General features: G+C 72.2%; 9 protein-coding genes. All 9 read left to right on the top strand.

Translation table 11 applies throughout. From position 1 onward, the window contains the following. The first annotated feature begins 122 nt into the window (after positions 1–122). The 9 genes from LQF12_RS09420 (at position 123) to LQF12_RS09380 (ending at position 16,743) form a co-directional block, all read left to right on the top strand. Positions 123–926 carry a PP2C family protein-serine/threonine phosphatase gene (locus LQF12_RS09420; RefSeq protein ID WP_231052682.1) on the top strand — a complete coding sequence of 268 codons (804 nt, stop codon included), beginning with the start codon at positions 123–125 and terminating at the stop codon, positions 924–926. Further along, entirely contained in the window at positions 923–2,296 is a 1,374-nt protein-coding gene (locus LQF12_RS09415; RefSeq protein ID WP_231052681.1) for an FHA domain-containing protein, read from the top strand. Before LQF12_RS09420 ends, LQF12_RS09415 begins: the two co-directional genes overlap by 4 nt. Continuing rightward, complete coding sequence (locus LQF12_RS09410; protein WP_231052680.1) at positions 2,293–3,789, top strand: serine/threonine-protein kinase; 1,497 nt, start codon at positions 2,293–2,295, stop codon at positions 3,787–3,789. Before LQF12_RS09415 ends, LQF12_RS09410 begins: the two co-directional genes overlap by 4 nt. A gap of 19 nt (positions 3,790–3,808) precedes the next feature. Further along, on the top strand, positions 3,809–4,546 hold the full coding sequence (locus LQF12_RS09405) for an FHA domain-containing protein (protein WP_231052679.1): 738 nt from the start codon (positions 3,809–3,811) through the stop codon (positions 4,544–4,546). A gap of 164 nt (positions 4,547–4,710) precedes the next feature. Beyond that, entirely contained in the window at positions 4,711–10,749 is a 6,039-nt protein-coding gene (locus LQF12_RS09400; RefSeq protein WP_231052678.1) for an Ig-like domain-containing protein, read from the top strand. A 25-nt stretch (positions 10,750–10,774) separates the two neighbouring features. Then, positions 10,775–11,776 carry an AAA family ATPase gene (locus LQF12_RS09395; RefSeq protein ID WP_231052677.1) on the top strand — a complete coding sequence of 334 codons (1,002 nt, stop codon included), beginning with the start codon at positions 10,775–10,777 and terminating at the stop codon, positions 11,774–11,776. Beyond that, complete coding sequence (locus tag LQF12_RS09390) at positions 11,773–13,044, top strand: DUF58 domain-containing protein (protein ID WP_231052676.1); 1,272 nt, start codon at positions 11,773–11,775, stop codon at positions 13,042–13,044. Before LQF12_RS09395 ends, LQF12_RS09390 begins: the two co-directional genes overlap by 4 nt. Further along, entirely contained in the window at positions 13,041–15,329 is a 2,289-nt protein-coding gene (locus LQF12_RS09385) for a transglutaminase domain-containing protein (RefSeq protein WP_231052675.1), read from the top strand. Before LQF12_RS09390 ends, LQF12_RS09385 begins: the two co-directional genes overlap by 4 nt. 97 nt (positions 15,330–15,426) lie before the next feature. Then, the gene (locus tag LQF12_RS09380) at positions 15,427–16,743 is read left to right on the top strand and encodes a nickel-dependent putative hexonate epimerase (RefSeq protein WP_231052674.1); all 1,317 of its coding nucleotides are present in this window, start codon (positions 15,427–15,429) and stop codon (positions 16,741–16,743) included.

The raw sequence follows: 16,743 nt of genomic DNA, 5'->3' as shown, positions 1-16,743 counted from the left end.
GCGCCGGTGAACCTCTAGGATCGACTCCACGGCCCGGGCCCTCCGCCCGGGTGGGACAGGGATGAGGCGTTCGGGTGCAGATCGCGTGGGGTGTCAGGACCGACACGGGTGGTCGGCGCGCGGTGAACGAGGACGCGGTCCTCGCCCACCCGCCGGTGTTCGTGGTGGCCGACGGCATGGGCGGGCACATCCACGGTGAGCTCGCCTCACGCGCCGTCATCGCCGCATTCGACCGGCTGGCCGGCGAGTGCGACCCCGACCGGGAGGTGCGGCCCGAGCAGGTGCTGGAGGCCGTCCATGCCGCGCAACGCACGATCCGGGACGCCCTGCGGGACGAGCGCGACGCCGACGGCTCGCCCATCACGGCGGGCAGCACGGTGGCCGGCGCGGTGCTCACGGTGCACGAGTCGGAGCCGTTCTGGCTGGTGCTCAACGTGGGGGACTCGCGTATCTACCGGCTCAGCGAGGGTGAGCTGACGCAGGTGAGCGTGGATCACTCGGTGGTCCAGGAGCTGGTGGAGTCGGGGGCGCTGGACCGGGCAGCGGCGCGCCGCCATCCCCAGCGCAACGTCATCACCCGTGCCGTGGACACCGGGCAGGACGCCGAGGTGGACTTCTGGCGGTTGCACGCCGGTTCCGATCGCCTGCTGATATGCAGCGACGGTCTCACCGACGAACTCGACGAGGAGCAGATCGGTGCCGTGCTGCGCGAGGTGGCCTCGCCGCGGGACGCCGCCGACCGGCTACTGGCGGCGGCCGTGCACGGGGGAGCGCGGGACAACGTCTCGGTGATCGTGGTCGACGGCCCGGGCGCGGACGTGAGTGCCACCGCTCCACGCGTGGAGTCCACGGGCGATGACGTGGCCGATACGGTGCCTCGTGGAGGACGTGTCACCGGCGGGAGGGACGTGAGCACATGGCGATGACCGGCGAACAGTGGTCGCGGTACCGGACGGGGGCGTGGACGGCCGTGGTGACGCCCTCGGGAACGGCGCTGCTGCACCCCGGCTACGCCGTCGAGGACGTGTTGGTGCTGTGGGAGGCGATGGCGGCCGGCGCCCCGATCGGGGAGTGGCTGGAGGCCCTCGCCGGCGGCGGCATCACCGGGTTGGCGGACTTCGCCCTGGCGCAGCGCACCGACACCGGGCTGCGGGTGCTGGTGCGTGGCGGCGCGGTGGTCACCGTGGGCGAGCAGGTGCTGCGCGCCGAGGGCATGAGCACCTGGCGGGAGGCAGTGGTTCCGCTGCCCTCGGGTGAGGTGGTCACGGTCGCCTCGGGCGACGGCCTCGCGGCTCCCGGCCCCGACGGCATCCCGCTGGTGGCCGGGGTGGTTCAGGCCGAGGTGGTGTGTGCGGCGGCAGCGCCGCCCGCCGGAGCAGGCCTCGAGCCCGTAGCCGAGCCGGCGTCCGTACCGGAGCAGGAGCCCGAGTCCGTGCCGGAGTCAGCACCCGAGCCCGAGGCCGAGCCGGCACCGGAGCCCGAGCCCGAGCCCGAGCCCGAGCCTGCCTCGGCACCCGACGCGGCGTCGGAGTCGGCACTGCGGTCGGTGCTCGCCTCCGAGGCGACGATGCACCCGGGCGCCGAACCCCCGGCAGGCCCGAGCATCATCGACTCGTTGCCGTGGTCGGTCCGCTCCTCCCAGCCCTCCGCTCCGCCGGCCTCGTTCGCCGCCCCGGACGAGGTGCCGGCTGAGCAGGACATCGATGAGCACACCATCCGGGTACCGCGCCGCCGCGATCCCGGTCCGGATGCCGCCGTCGATGCGCCCCCGGCCCAGCAGAGCGGGCGGCAGAGCGCGGGACCGGCGGGCGCCTGGGAGGGCGACCACGACGGATCGACCATGCTGGTCTCGGAGGTGGCCGCGATGCGTGGCGCCGCGGCGGCCGCCCCGGGGGAGGCCGGGCAGGCGCCGCCGACCCAGCCGGCCACGGAGGCCGTCACGGAGGCCGTCGAGGTGCTGCTGCTCTCCACCGGCCTGCGGGTGGCCCTCGATCGGCCCGTGCTGATCGGCCGCGCCCCCGAGTCCAAGCGCTTCGCCGCCGGCGTCGAGCCCCGGCTGGTGACCGTGCCCAGCCCGCAGCAGGACATCTCGCGCACCCACGTCGAGCTGCGCCGCGAGGGTGACCACCTGCTCGTCACCGATCTGAACTCGACCAACGGCACGATCGTCGTCCTGCCGGGCAGCGCGCCGCGCCGCCTGCACGCCGGCGAGGCCGTCCCGGTCCGGGCGGACACGCGGATCGACCTCGGCGACGGGGTCACGGGCACCATCGAGGCCCCGGCGCCGCCGCCGTGACCAGACGCCCACCCTCCGAACCCCCGGCCATCCCCGGCTACAGCTACGAACGGCTGCTGGGCAGCGGGGGTTTCGCCGACGTCTTCCTCTATCGCCAGCTCATGCCCCGCCGGGAGGTGGCCGTCAAGGCACTGCTGGCCAGCGCCGTCACCCCCGAGGGCCGCGAGCAGTTCACGGCCGAGGCCAACCTCATGGCCCAGCTGTCCACGCACCCCTCGATCGTGACGATCTTCCACGCCGACACCACGGCCGACGGGCGACCCTATCTGGTGATGGAGTACTGCCCTCGGCCCAACCTCTCGGTGCGATACCGCAACGAGCGGCTCGGGGTGGCCGAGTGCCTGCGTATCGCCGTCCGGCTCGCCGGTGCGGTGGAGACCGCGCACCGGGCCGGCATCCTGCACCGTGACATCAAGCCGGCGAACGTGCTGACCACGGCCTACGGCTGGCCGGCCCTGACCGACTTCGGGATCTCGGTGGCCACCGGCACGCCCGCGGCCGCCGACGGCGAGCAGGCGGGGATGTCCATCCCGTGGGCGGCGCCGGAGTTCTTCGCCGAGGACGCCCCGCGCGGCGTCGCGGCGGACGTGTACGCCCTCGCGGCCACCATCTACACCCTGCTGGCGGGGCGGTCGCCGTTCGAGCTGCCGGGCCGCCCGAACACGGCGCTGGACCTGATCACCCGCATCGAGCGGGACCCGGTGCCCCCGATCGGCCGTGACGACGTCCCCCCGTCCCTGGAGGCCGTGCTGGCGCGGGGGATGGCGAAAGAACCGGCCCGCCGGTTCGGCAGCGCCGCCGAGCTCGCCCGCGCGATCCACCAGATCGAGCAGGAGCTGCACCTGACGCCGACCTCCCTGGACGTCCCCGACACCTCCTGGATGGAGGCGCCCTCGGCACCCGACGACGGCGACCGCACCCGCGTGCGCTCGATCAGCTCGGTGCCGGCCGGCCTCCGGGACGACGCCGCCACCCGGCTGCGCGGTGTCACCTCCGCCCAGGCGAGCCCGCCGGGCTTCGCGGACCCGGAGCCGGCCGGTGAGCACCCGGGGGAGGAGGCCCCCACCCGCCGGGGCGCCCGGACCGCCCTCGTGGCGGGGGTGGCCGCGCTCGTGGTGGCCGGCGCCGTCACCGTCGTCACCTACGGAGCCCTCAACGCCGACGATCCCGGACCGGACGACCCCTCCGGCCCCACCTATGTGCCGCCCACGGTGACGGTTGCGCAGGAGCCCCCGGCTCCCGAGGCCGTGTCCCTCGTCCGCGAGGGCGAGCAGGTCCAGGTCAGCTGGGCCGTTCCGGAGCACGAACGTGACCTCGAGTTCGCCTACGAGGTGACCGAGGGCTCGCTGGAAGGGGAGTACCGTACCGTCGGGGGCGCTACTGAGGTCACCCTCACCGACGACGCCGAGCGGGTGTGCGTGACGGTGAGCAGCATCGACGCGGAGACGAGGGCGGTCTCGCCCGCGGCGGACAATCCGGAGGAATGTGCGTGAGCGGGAGGATCCTCGAACGATGAACGTCCAGGTGGAGTTCTGCGGTGAGTGGTTCGACGTCAGCGAGGGGCAGACGTTCCAGATCGGGCGCGAGGGCGATCTGGAGATCGACGACAACCCCTATCTGCACCGGCGCTTCCTGACGATCTCCCGCCATGACGACCTGTGGTGGCTGGAGAACGTCGGCAGCCGGATCTCGGCCACCGTTGCCGACTCCGACGGCAACATGCAGGCATGGCTGGCACCGGGCGCGAGGCTGCCGCTGGTGTTCGCGCACACCTCGGTGCTCTTCACCGCCGGCCCGACCACCTACGAGCTCGGCATCGTCGGCGACTCGCCCAGCTTCGAGGCGACCTCGCCGGGGTCGACGCAGGTGGGCGAGACCACCATCGGCCCGGTCACCCTCACCGACTCCCAGAAGCTGCTCATCATCTCCCTGGCCGAGCCGGTGCTGCGCGGACGCGGCTCGACCGCCTCGATCCCGACGTCGGCGCAGGCCGCCGCCCGGCTGGGCTGGGCCATCACCCGGTTCAACCGCAAGCTCGACAACGTCTGCGAGAAGCTGGCCCGGTTCGGCGTGCGCGGCCTGCGCGGGGCCCCCGGGCAGCTCGCGGTGAACCGCCGGGCCCGCCTGGTCGAGCACGCCGTGGCCTCGCGCCTGGTGGTGGCGGCGGACCTGGAGCTGCTGGAGGCCAATGCCGAGAGTGCAGCAGCCGAACGGGCCGAGCGAGCCGACGGCGAGGCCGCCGTTCAGTGAGCGGCAGCGGCGATGGGGAGTTCTCTCCGTCCCACCGGGACCGGCACGGCGGCGGTGCACTCTAGACTGACCGCTGGCAGGGACATGACGATCGGCGTCATCACGAGCGAGGGGCAGGCAGCCACGTGAGGTGGAGGGCAGCGACGCGCCCGAAGAGGCGCACGGTGGCCAGTGCGACCGTCCTCTCGCTGGTGCTCGGCACCGTCGTCGCGCTGAGCCTGAACTACGAGGGTGTGGCGACCGCGGATGTCGACCTCAACGACGGCGGCGTCTGGGTCTCCAACAACGAGTCCATCCTGGTCGGCAGGCTGAACTTCCCCGTCGGCGAGATCGACGCGGCGCTCGCCGCGCTCAGCCAGGACGTCGACCTGCTCCAGCGCGAGGACGTCGTCTTCATCCGTGACCGTGCTGGGCAGACCCTGCAGCGGGTGGACCCCGTCTCGGTCGCCGTCCGCGGCAGCGCCGTGCCGCTGCCCACCGGCTCCGACGTCCAGCTCGGTGACAACACCGTGGGCGTGCTGGTGGAGGAGACCGGCGAGTGGCGGGTGCTCGGTCTGGACGGGCTCGACGTGCTCACCGAGTCCACCGAGGAGCCGCAGGCGGTGCTCGGCGAGGATGCCGCACAGGCGATCGCCGACGACGGCACCGCCTACGGGCTGGACACCGACACCGGGCAGCTGCTGACGTTCGGCCCGGGTCAGCGCACCGATCCGGTCACCACCGAGCTCGATCCCTCCGTCTTCGACGGCGCCGCCACCCAGCTGAGCGTCGTCGGCTCCGAGCCGGTGGCCCTGGCCTTCGACGCCGAGACCGAGGACCTGACCCTGGTGCGCCCGGACCAGGACCCGGTCGATCTCACCGGGCTCGAGGTGGACGGAGCCTCGGCGCGGCTGCAGGCCCCCAGCCGGGGCGGGAACGTGGTGGCGATCGCCACCAGCGACGCGCTGATCACCGTGCCGCTGGACGGCAGCGAGCCGCGGGTGACGCGCTCGCCCTCGGCGGGCCAGCCGGCGCAGCCGGTGCAGGTGGCCGGCTGCGTGCACAGCGCGTGGGCCGCCCTGCCCGCGGGGTACCTGCGCCAGTGCGGCGATCAGGCCGCGGAATCGTTGGAGGTGCCCTCGGCCACCGGCGGTGAGCTGGTGTTCCGGGTCAACCGCTCCTATGTGGTGCTCAATGAGCTGGCCACCGGGAACTCCTGGATGGTCGAGGACGCCCTCGTCCTGGTCGACAACTGGGAGACCTCCATCCCGCCCACGGAGGAGGACGAGACCGAGGAGGAGGAGTCCCAGGATCTCGAGCAGCGCGAGGTCGAGCTGGACCGGGAGGCGGAGAACCGCCCTCCGGTCGCGGTCCCGGACTCCTTCGGTGTGCGCGCTGGCCGCATCGCCGTGCTGCCGGTGCTGCACAACGACTCCGATGCCGACGGCGACCTGCTCACCGCGGCACCGGAGGGGCAGATCCCGGAGTCCTTCGGGCAGCTGGAGACGGTGCTCGGCGGCCGGGCGCTGCAGGTGCGCGTCGCCCCCGGTGCCAGCGGGATCACCAGCTTCCAGTACGTGGCCGATGACGGCCGCGGGGGCACCGACACCGCGACCGTGGATCTGGAGGTGATCCCGGAGGGCCAGAACAGCCCGCCCGAGCAGCTCACCGAGATCACCGCCGAGATCGCCTCGGGCCAGTCGGCGGAGGTCAACGTCCTCAACGACGTCCTCGACCCCGACGGCGATGCGGTCTACGTGACCCGCACCCTGGAGGACGCCGGGCTGCAGGTCCAGTCCGATCCGAACGGCCTCATCTCGATCGTGGACCCGGGCGTGCCCACCGGTCAGCGCCAGGTGCGCCTGGAGGTCAGCGACGGCGCCGCGACGGCCGAGGTGCTGATCGACGTCGAGATCCTTCCTGCCGCGGCCCAGCCGCCGACGGCCGTCTTCGACTACGCGACCGCCTTCGTGGACGAGACCATCGAGATCGACCCGATCGCGAACGATCTCGATCCCAACGACCGCCCGCTGCGGCTCGCGAACGTGCAGAGCGCCGACGGCGCCGAGATCCGCCAGAGCACCAGTTCCAACACCTTCAGCTTCACCGCGTCCTCACCGGGGGACTACTACGTCGTCTACGTGGTGGCCGATGACGACGGCCTCTCCGCCACCGGACTGGTGCGCGTCTCGGTGCGCGCCCCGGAGAACCTGGACCCGGTTGCCGCCACCGACACCGCCTACCTGCCCCCGGACGGCACCGTGCTGGTGGACGTGCTCGCCAACGACGAGGACCCGGCCGGCGGCGTGCTGGCGGTGCAGCAGATCGACGTGCCCGAGGGCTACGGCCTGCGGGTGTCCATCCTGGAGCACCGGGTGCTGCGGATCACCTCCGACCGCACCCTGCAGACGCCGGTGACGATCGACTACACCGTCTCCAACGGCACCCGGACCGGGGAGGGCGAGGTGCTGGTGCTGCCGCTGGATGCGGAGACGGGCACCCGCGCCCCGATCGCCGTCCCGGACGAGGTGCGCGTGCGGGCCGGTGACCACGTCACCATCCCCGTGCTCAGCAACGATTCCCACCCGAACGGCTTCGACTTCAGCCTCGATCCCACCATCGCCGAGGAGCCTGCCGGTGGCGTGATGTTCACCGCCGGGGACGTGGTGCGCTTCCAGGCACCGGACGAGGCGGGCACCCTGACGGCGGTCTACCGGATCGTCGATGAGTACGGCCGGGAGGATTCGGCCACCATCCGGATCTACGTCCAGGCCCGCGCCGACGGTGCCAACGGCGCCCCGGAGCCGCGGGACGTGGAGACCAGGGCGTTCTCCGGGGAGCGGATCCGGATCCCGATCGAGACCTACGGCATCGATCCGGACGGCGACTCGGTGCAGCTGCTGGGCGTCGACAGCCCGCCGGCGCTGGGCCGCGTGGTCGAGGTGGGCGCCACCTACATCGACTACCAGGCCTTCACCGACTCCGCCGGCACGGACGAGTTCACCTATTCGGTGCGCGACCGGCTCGGTGCGATCGCCTCGGCCGAGGTGACGGTCGGGGTGATCCCGCCCCCGAGCGTCAACCGCCCGCCGGTGGTCGTCGACGACGAGATCACCGTGCCCCCGGGGCGTCCGATCTCGGTGGACGTCCTCGCCAACGACACCGATCCCGACGGCGACCAGCTCGCCTTCGACGATCCGGCCTTCTCCGAGCACCCCGGGACCGACCCGGAGGTCCGCGACGGCAAGGTCGCACTGATCTCGCCGGAGTCGACCGGCGACCACCTGATCACCTATCACGTCAGCGACCTGCACGGCGGGACGGCCAGCGGCCTGCTGACGGTCACGGTCGACCCCGACAGCCCGCTGCAGCCGCCGGTCGCCGTCGATGACGTGGTCCCTCCTGCCGCCATCCTCGACCGTGAGGTCATTACGGTCGACGTGCTCGAGAACGACTCCGACCCGGACGGCAGCGTCGAGGCCCTGACGGTCGACATCCCGGACGGGCAGGAGAGTGCCACCTCCCCGGACGGCAAGGGCGTGCAGATCACCCTCACCCCGACCCGGCAGGTGGTGACCTACCGGATCACCGACAGCGACGACCTGGTCTCCTATGCGTTCATCGAGGTGCCCGGGACCGAGGACACCGGGCCGGTGCTGCGCCCGGACACGGGAGTCATCGAGGTCGAGTCCGGGGTCACCGAGACGATCGAGATCAACGACTACGTGGTGGCCTTCTCCGGCCAGCCGGTCCAGCTCGCCGACACCAGCTCGGTGCGGGCGACCAACTCCGACGGCTCCAGCCCGGTGGTGGACGGCGATACGGTCCAGTACACCTCCGAGGGCACCTACGCCGGGCCGGCGACCCTCACATTCGAGGTGACCGACGCCCTCGACATCAACGACGACGACATCCTCACCTCCGTGGTCACGCTCGACATCATGGTGGTCTCCACCGAGAACCAGCCGCCCCGGATGCGGGACGGCTCCCTCGCCGCGGAGCAGGGCGGGGAGGCCGTCAACCTGGACATCGCACGACTCGCGGAGGACCCCGATGGTGTCTCCACGGACCTGCAGTACCGGATCGCCGAGGAGGCTCCCGGTTTCCAGGCCGCGCTGGACGGTTACATCCTCACCGTCTCCGCCGATGAGGACACCCCGGCGGGGTCCTCTCAGGATCTGACGATCGAGGTCACCGACGGCGAGTCCGACCCGGTGCAGGCGACCATCGTGCTGGAGGCGACGGCGAGCAACCGGCCGCTGATCTCGACCAACCCGGACGACCTCGGGGAGGTCTTCCAGGGTGACTCGGTGACTGCGGACGTCCTCGCCAACGACTCCAACCCGTTCCCGGGTGAGCCGCGCGAGATCCTCGGCGCCGTGGTGACCAGCGGGCAAGGCAATGCCGAGATCAGCGGCGAGCAGGTGGTGGTCACCCCGGGAGCGGACTTCGTGGGCCGCCTGAGCGTGACGTACACGGTGGTGGACGTGACGGGGGAGGCGAGCCGCGCCGTGGAGGGGCAGATCACCGCCGCCGTGCTGGGGGTCCCCGAAGCGCCGAGCATCCCGCTGGTCGAGGAGGTCGCCAACCGCGAGGTGACGCTGAGCTGGACGGCTCCGCAGGACAACGGTGCCCCGATCACCGGCTACACCGTCAGCCACGGCGGCGGTTCGCAGGCGTGCGCGACCACCACCTGCACCATCACCGGCCTCACCAACGGGACCACGTACACGTTCACCGTGCTGGCCACCAATGCGGTCGGTGACTCGCCCGAGAGCGCCGCCTCCGCCGAGGCAACCCCGGATGTGCGACCGGAGGCGCCCGGCGCGCCGACGGTCGAGTTCGGCGACGGCGAGCTCAGCCTGGACTGGTCGGAGCCGGCGAACGAGGGCACGCCGATCTCCTCCTACGACGTGCAGATCTCTCCCTCCGGCGGCGCGGGTCAGCAGTCCGTGACCGGCACCGAGATGGTCTGGACAGGGCTGACGAACGGCCAGAACTACACCTTCCGGGTGCGTGCGCTCAACGATGCCCCCGAGCCGGGCCTGTGGAGCGAGTGGTCGGTGGCCGAGCACCCCTCCGGTCCGCCGCTGCGGCCGCAGGCACCGAGCGCCTCGCGGATCGACGACTCCGCCGGTGGCCGCCTGCAGGTCTCGTGGCGCGCACCGGATGCCAACGGTGATCCGATCTCCGCCTACGAGCTGCGGATGTACCAGGACGGTGCGCTGGCCCAGACGTTCACCCCGGGTGCGAACGAGACCTCCCGCGAGGTGCGGGTGGAGAACGCGCACGATTACCACTTCACGCTGGTGGCCACGAACCGGTCCGGCAGCTCGGAGGTCTCGCCGCAGTCGGAGAGCGTGCGTTCCTTCGGCGCACCGGGCAAGACCACCGGCGTGAGCGCGCGACCGACCGGCACCGACAACACGGCCGAGATGAGCTACTCGGCGCCGAGCAACAACGGCCAGGAGATCAGCCGGTACGAGTACTCCCTGAGCGGTGGCTCAGCGCAAGCGGTGCCGAGCAACGGCGTGTTCACCGTGCCGAGCGACGGGCAGAACTACCAGATCCGGATTCGTGCGTGTAATACCTACTGCGGCGCGTGGAGCGATTCCTCGAGCAACTTCAGTACGTACGGCCCGCCGGGCGCCGGAGCGATCTCACTCAGCTCGTCGGCGGACGGGCAGCGCGTCACGTTCACCTGGACCACGAGTGCGAACAACAATGGCGCCGCCATCGCTTCCAGCCGGTACCGCATCGATGGCGGTGGCTGGTCCTCGTGGGGCAGCCGCAACGACCGGGCGAGCGTCGGTGGCAATTGGGAGGAGATGCACCGCATCGAGGTTCAGGTGCGCAACGAGCACGGCCAGCCCAGTGGGAGCGCGACACGTAACCAGCGCGCGGAGCCGGACCCGACGCCTCCACCTCCGCCGCCGTCCGCATCCGTCACGATGCGTGCCGGTAGCAGTGCCGTCGGACAGGACGGGTGCACCCATTCCTCCTGTGCCTTCCTCGCGTTCGACTACGACAACCTCGACGGTGGCAACTACCAGATCGAGTTCTACGCGTCCGCCGCAGGCAGCGGGGTGTGGCGCAACTACACCGCGAACCTGAGCGGCGACGGGCGGTACCAGGCGACGTCGTATCGCGGTCGCCCGGGCGAAACAGTCCGCGTGGTGATCCGGGGGCCCAGCGGCACGCTCCAGGATTCGATGACTTGGTGACCGCTCTCACGTTCGAAAGGCAACAATGACCGCCACAGCCACCGCCAGCCCCATGACGGCCGACCAGGCCGCCTGGTTCTCGGACACGTTCGAGCGCCTGGTCGCCAACGTCTCGGCCGCCGTGCTGGGCAAGTCCCATGTGGTGCGGCTGACGTTCACGTGCCTCCTCTCCGGGGGGCACATGCTGCTGGAGGACTACCCGGGCACCGGGAAGACCTCCCTGGCCCGGGCCCTCGCCGCCACCGTGCAGGCGAGCCACAGCCGGATCCAGTTCACCCCGGACCTGCTGCCCTCCGACGTCACCGGCGTGACGATCTACGACCAGAACACCAAGCAGTTCGCCTTCCACCAGGGCCCGATCTTCGCCTCGGTGGTCCTCGCCGACGAGATCAACCGCGCCTCGCCGAAGACCCAGTCCGCCCTGCTGGAGGTCATGGAGGAGGGGCGCGTCACCGTGGACGGTGAGCCGCACAGCGTGCCGCAGCCGTTCGTGGTGATCGCCACCCAGAACCCGGTCGAGCAGGCCGGCACGTACAAGCTCCCCGAGGCCCAGCTCGACCGGTTCCTCATGCGCACCTCCCTCGGCTACCCCGACACCGACGCGACGATCCGCATCCTCGCGGGCTCCGCCGTCCGGGACCGGGCGAGCGCCCTGAGCCCGGTGATCGCGGCAGCGGCGGTGACCGAGATGGCGAACCTGGCCTCTGCCGTGCACGTGGACCCGGCGATCCTGGCCTACGTGACCGCCGTGGTCGAGGCCACCCGGCATGCGCCGGAGGTGGCCCTGGGCTCGTCGGTACGCGGCGGCCTGGCCCTGGTGCGCTGCTCCAAGGTGTGGGCGGCCGCTCACGGGCGGCACTACGTCATCCCCGATGACATCAAGACCCTCGCCGAGCCGGTGCTCGCCCACCGCATCATCCTCGACGCCGAGGCCGAGTTCGAAGGTGCCGACCCGGGCGCCATCGTGGCCAGGATCGTGTCCGAGATCTCCCCGCCCACCCAGCGAGGGGCAGCCGGAGCGTCATGACCTCGCCCGCCACGGACCGGAGCCGTCCTGCGGCCCCGAGCGCCCGGCGCGGCTGGAGCACCCGGTCGATCACCCGCGCGGTGGAGAGCCTGCGGGGCTCCATGCGGCGCACCAGCTCGATCCTCACCTGGGTCACCCTCCCCGCCTGGATCTGCCTGCTGCTCGGCGCCGCGACCTGGGCCGGGGGAGCGGTGCTCGGCTGGCTGGAGCTGGTGGTGCTCGGCGCCGCCCTCGTGGCCACCTTCCTCGGGTGCGCCGTGTTCGCGATCGGGCGCCACCCCTACGCCATCACGCTGCGGCTCCGGGAGGGGCGCGTGGTCGCCGGGCAGCGCGCCATGGGCGGGATCGAGGTGCGCAACACCGGGTCCTCGCCCGTCATGCCAGCCCGCCTGGAACTACCCGTCGGACCGAACCTGGCCCGCTTCGCGCTGCCCGCGCTCCGGGCCGGGGGCGAGCACGACGAGCTCTTCGCCATCCCCACCGAGCGGCGGGCGGTGCTGGTGGTGGGCCCCGTGCGCTCGGTACGCGGGGACCCGTTCGGCCTGATCAAGCGCTCGGTCCAGTGGACCGAGCCGGAGGAGCTGTACGTACACCCGCGGACGGTGCCGCTCGGCCCGGCGTCGGCCGGTGCGCTGCACGACCTGGACGGCCACGCCTCCCGCGAGATCACCAGCTCGGACCTGCAGTTCCACGCCCTGCGCGAGTACGTGCCCGGGGACGACCGCCGCTACGTGCACTGGCGCTCCTCGGCGCGGGTCGGCACGCTCATGGTGCGCCAGTTCGAGGAGTCCCGGCGCACCCACCTGGTCACGGCGCTGTCGGTGCACAGCCACGACTACGCCGACGCCGACGAGTTCGAGCTCGCGGTGAGCGTCGTCGGGTCCCTGGGTCTGCACACCATCCGGTCGGAGTCCGAGCTCAGCTCGATGACCCAGCTCGGCGCGATCGGCCACACCAGCGCACGCGATCTGCTCGACACCCTCACCCGGGTGGAGACGGTCCGCCGGCCCGGGCGCCTGTCGGACCTGGGGCGCCTGGTCACCCGCGAGGTCGCCGGCGCCACGGTGGCGGTACTGGTGTGCGGGTCGGCGGTGAGCCCGGACCAGATCCGGGCCGCGGGCTCGGTGCTTCCCGTGGGCGTGCGGGCGCTGGCAGTGCAGTGCCGGACCGGCGCGGAGATCTCCGCGCACCGGCTCGGCGCGGTCACGGTGCTCGAGCTCGGGCAGCTGGAGGACCTGCCGCGCGGCTTCCGGAGGTTGCGCGGATGAGCGCCCCGAGCGAGGGCCGCCGCAGCCGGCGCACTGCTACGCCGGCCCGCCCGCAGCAACGCACCGCCGCCCCGGGCAGCATCTCCCGCCGGCTGCGCGCCTGGCCCAGCCCCTCGCGCGCGGTGAACATCGCCGTCCCGGTGGTGCTGATCCTGCTGGCGCTGCTGCCGCTGGACGCGGTCTACCTCACCTCCGGCTTCTGGGTGACGGCCGTCGCCGGCCTGCTGCTCGGCACCGCGGTGGCGGTGGCCGGTGCCATCTTCCGGCACGGCATCCTGACGGTGACCTCGGTCGCCGTCGTGGTCTTCTTCGCCTGCGGCGCACTCGCCGCGCCCGGGTCGGCGCTGCTCGGCTTCCTGCCCACCCCCACCACCTGGCAGCTGATGGGCGTGGGCATCGTGACCGTCTGGAAGCAGGTGCTGACCGTCACCCCGCCGCTGGGCAGCTACGGGGCGGTGCTGCTGCTGCCGTATCTGCTGGCCTTCCTCGGTTCGCTGATCGCGGTCACCCTCTCGCTGCGGGTGCGGTGGCCATGGCTGACCCTGCTCGTGCCGGCCCTGGTGCTGGCGGCCGCCATCCTGTTCGGTACGCACGTGCCCGTCCTCGCCGGCGTGATCGGCGTCGTGGCCGCCGTCGGGGCGCTGACGTGGCTGGCGTGGCGCTCGGGGCGCCTCGAGCTGCACCGGGTGCTGGCGATCGTGATCGTCCTGGCCGTCGCGGCGCTCGGTGGCACCGGCGCCTCGCTGGCCGCCGTGCCGGACAACCCGCGGGTGGTGCTGCGCGACTACGTCGAGCCGCCGCCGGACCCGCAGGACCTGCCCAGCCCGCTGGCGGGCTTTCGCACCTACGCCGATGACCTGAGCTCGGAGGAGCTGTTCACCGTCACCGGGCTGCCCGAGGGCGGCGCACAGCTGCGGCTGGCCGCGCTCGACACCTACGACGGCACGGTCTGGAACGTCACCGGGGCCGCGACCCCGGGCACGGGGGTCTTCCGCCGCATCGGGGACCGGATCGAGGTGGAGATCCCGCCCGAGGCCTACACGCTGGACGTCGGCGTCGGCGAGTACCAGGACGTGTGGGTCCTCAATGCCGGCGGGAGCGCCGACGTCTCCTTCACCGGCGCCGGAAGCGAGGACCTCACCGACAGCTTCTACTACAACACCGCCACCGACACCGGCCTGGTCGCCGCGGGCCTCGGCGCGGGCGACACCTTCGAGGTGGTCGCCGACCCGGCGGCCCAGCAGGAGCCGGCCGAGGTCACCGAGCTGCGCATCACCCCGATGCAGCTGCCCGAGCCGCGCGGGGTCCCCGACCTCATCGGCAGCCTCGCCGGGCGCTACTCCGACGGCGCGGACTCGCCCTATGCCCAGGTGGAGGCCGTGGCCGCGGCGCTGCGCAACGGCGGATTCTTCTCGCACGGGCTGGAGGGTGAGGTGCCCTCACGGCCCGGCCACGGGGCAGCCCGCCTGGCGCAGATGCTCGAGGCGGAGGAGCTCGTCGGCGACGAGGAGCAGTACGCCGCCGCGATGGCGCTGATGGTGCGCTCGCTCGGCTACCCGGCGCGGGTGGTGGTCGGCTTCGACGTCGAGGAGGCGGGCACCGTGACCCTCACCGGCGACGACGTGATCGCCTGGGTGGAGGTGCCCTTCGACGGCGTGGGCTGGCTTCCCTTCTACCCCACACCCCCCGAGGACCAGATCCCGCAGGTGGAGGAGCCCGACCCGGTCGACAAGCCGCAACCACAGGTGCTGCAGCCGCCTCCGCCGCCGCAGGACCGCCCCGACGTTCCCCCGCAGGACCGCGACGACGCCGACGTCGACTCCGAGGGCATCACCAAGTCGAGCGTGCCCAACCCGTGGGTCTGGGTGGTCGGCGCCTCCACCGTGCCGGTCCTGCTGCTCGGCATCCCGTTGCTGCTGCTCGCCGCCCTGAAGGGGTTGCGCCGCCGTCGGCGCCGGCGCAAGGGCACCCCGCACCAGCGGGTCGCCGGCGGCTGGGACGAGCTGCAGGACCGGGTGCTCGACCTGGGTGTCGTGCAGGCCCCCGGCCGCACGAGGCGCGAGTCCGCGCAGGCGCTGTCCGGGCAGTTCCCGGAGTCCGGTGTGCTGCTGCTCGCCGACCGCGCCGACGAGGCGGTCTTCGCGCCGGTCGACCCGCCGGAGGAGCACGTCCAGCACTACTGGGGCCAGGTCACCCACACCGTCCAGCGGGTGCGTCGCGGCGCGGGGTGGAAGGCACGCCTGCGGTCGGCCTTCTCGGCCCGGTCACTGCGCCGTCGGGGATAGCCGGCACCCGGGAGCCCGCACAGCGCAGCACATCACGCCACGGCAACAGACGGCATCGCCGCCGGCCCGCCGGTGTTCACGGGCTAGCCTGTGGCCCATGGTGTGGTTCCAGCATGAGGACTCCTCGATCGACCGGCCCACGATCGAGCGGCTGTGCGACCGGCTCGTGACCGAGGCGGCACAGCGGCTCGGGATCGGCACGTACCGGCGGGTACTGCTGCTCCCGCCGGACATCACCCGTGCCCACGCCGGCGTGGGCTGGATGACCGAGCACCTCTACCGCGGCCTGGATGCCCAGGGCGTGGAGGTGCACGTGATCCCCACCCTCGGCCAGCACGTGCCGCACACCGAGGAGGTGAACCGGTGGATGTTCGGGTCCATCCCGCACGAGCGCATCCACGCCCACGACTGGAAGGGCGGGGTCACGCACGTGGGCACCGTCCCGGCCGAGGTGGTCGCCGAGAAGACCGGCGGCGTCGTGGACTGGGAGATGCCGATCGACCTCAACACCATGACGGTGACCGAGGAGTGGGACCTGATCATCCACATCGGCCACGTCGTCCCGCACGAGGTGCTCGGCTTCGCCAACCACAACAAGAACTACTTCATCGGCCTCGGCGGCAAGCGGACCCTCGGGGCCGCGCACATGGCCTCGGCGGTGTACGGGATCGAGAACAACCTCGGGAACCTGCTCACGCCGGTGCGGGCGTGCTTCAACTGGGCGGAGGAGGAGTTCCTCGGGCATCTGCCGGACGTGTACCTGCAGGTGGTCATGGACTACGACGACGCCGGCCACCTCGTGCACACGGGTGTCTTCGTCGGTGACGACCTCGAGACCTACTACGCCGCCGCCCGCGCCAGCACGGCCCAGAACATCACCACCTTCGACGAGCCGATCCACAAGGTGGTCGCCGTCATGCAGGCGGACGAGTTCCACGCCACCTGGGTGGCGAACAAGGCGGTCTACCGCACCCGGATGGCGATGGCCGACGGCGGCGAGCTGCTGATCATCGCCCCCGGTGTGACGCGTTTCGGCGAGCAGCCGGAGGTGGATGCGCTCATCCGCAAGTACGGCTATCTCAGCAAGGCCGAGGTGCTGGAGAAGTACGCCACCGAGGCCGATATGCAGGAGATCCCGCACGCGACCGCCCACCTCGTGCACGGCAGCGCGGAGGGGCGCTTCAGGATCACCTACGCCCCCGGCGGCCTCACGCAGGAGGAGGTCGAGTCGGTCGGCTACGGCTATCTCGACCTGGACGAGGCGCTGCGCCGCTACGATCCGGAGGTGATGCGGGACGGGTGGAACACCCTGGCCGACGGCGAACGCGTGTTCTTCATCTCCACGCCCTCGGCCGGGCTGTGGTCCACGGCTGACCGGCTCGCCGCACGCGCCACCCACGAACTGCATCCCTAG

Source organism: Ruania suaedae, assembly GCF_021049265.1.
GTDB lineage: Bacteria > Actinomycetota > Actinomycetes > Actinomycetales > Beutenbergiaceae > Ruania > Ruania suaedae.
The sequence above is the reverse complement of the archived record's forward strand: the minus strand, read 5'-3'. Positions and strand labels throughout refer to the sequence as shown.

What these genes read in the sequence shown, in the direction of transcription:
- LQF12_RS09415 (WP_231052681.1), top strand. Translation starts at nt 923, where the DNA reads ATGACCGGCGAACAGTGGTCGCGGTACCGGACGGGGGCGTGGACGGCC.
- LQF12_RS09405 (WP_231052679.1), top strand. Translation starts at nt 3,809, where the DNA reads ATGAACGTCCAGGTGGAGTTCTGCGGTGAGTGGTTCGACGTCAGCGAG.
- LQF12_RS09395 (WP_231052677.1), top strand. Translation starts at nt 10,775, where the DNA reads ATGACCGCCACAGCCACCGCCAGCCCCATGACGGCCGACCAGGCCGCC.
- LQF12_RS09390 (WP_231052676.1), top strand. Translation starts at nt 11,773, where the DNA reads ATGACCTCGCCCGCCACGGACCGGAGCCGTCCTGCGGCCCCGAGCGCC.
- LQF12_RS09385 (WP_231052675.1), top strand. Translation starts at nt 13,041, where the DNA reads ATGAGCGCCCCGAGCGAGGGCCGCCGCAGCCGGCGCACTGCTACGCCG.
- LQF12_RS09380 (WP_231052674.1), top strand. Translation starts at nt 15,427, where the DNA reads ATGGTGTGGTTCCAGCATGAGGACTCCTCGATCGACCGGCCCACGATC.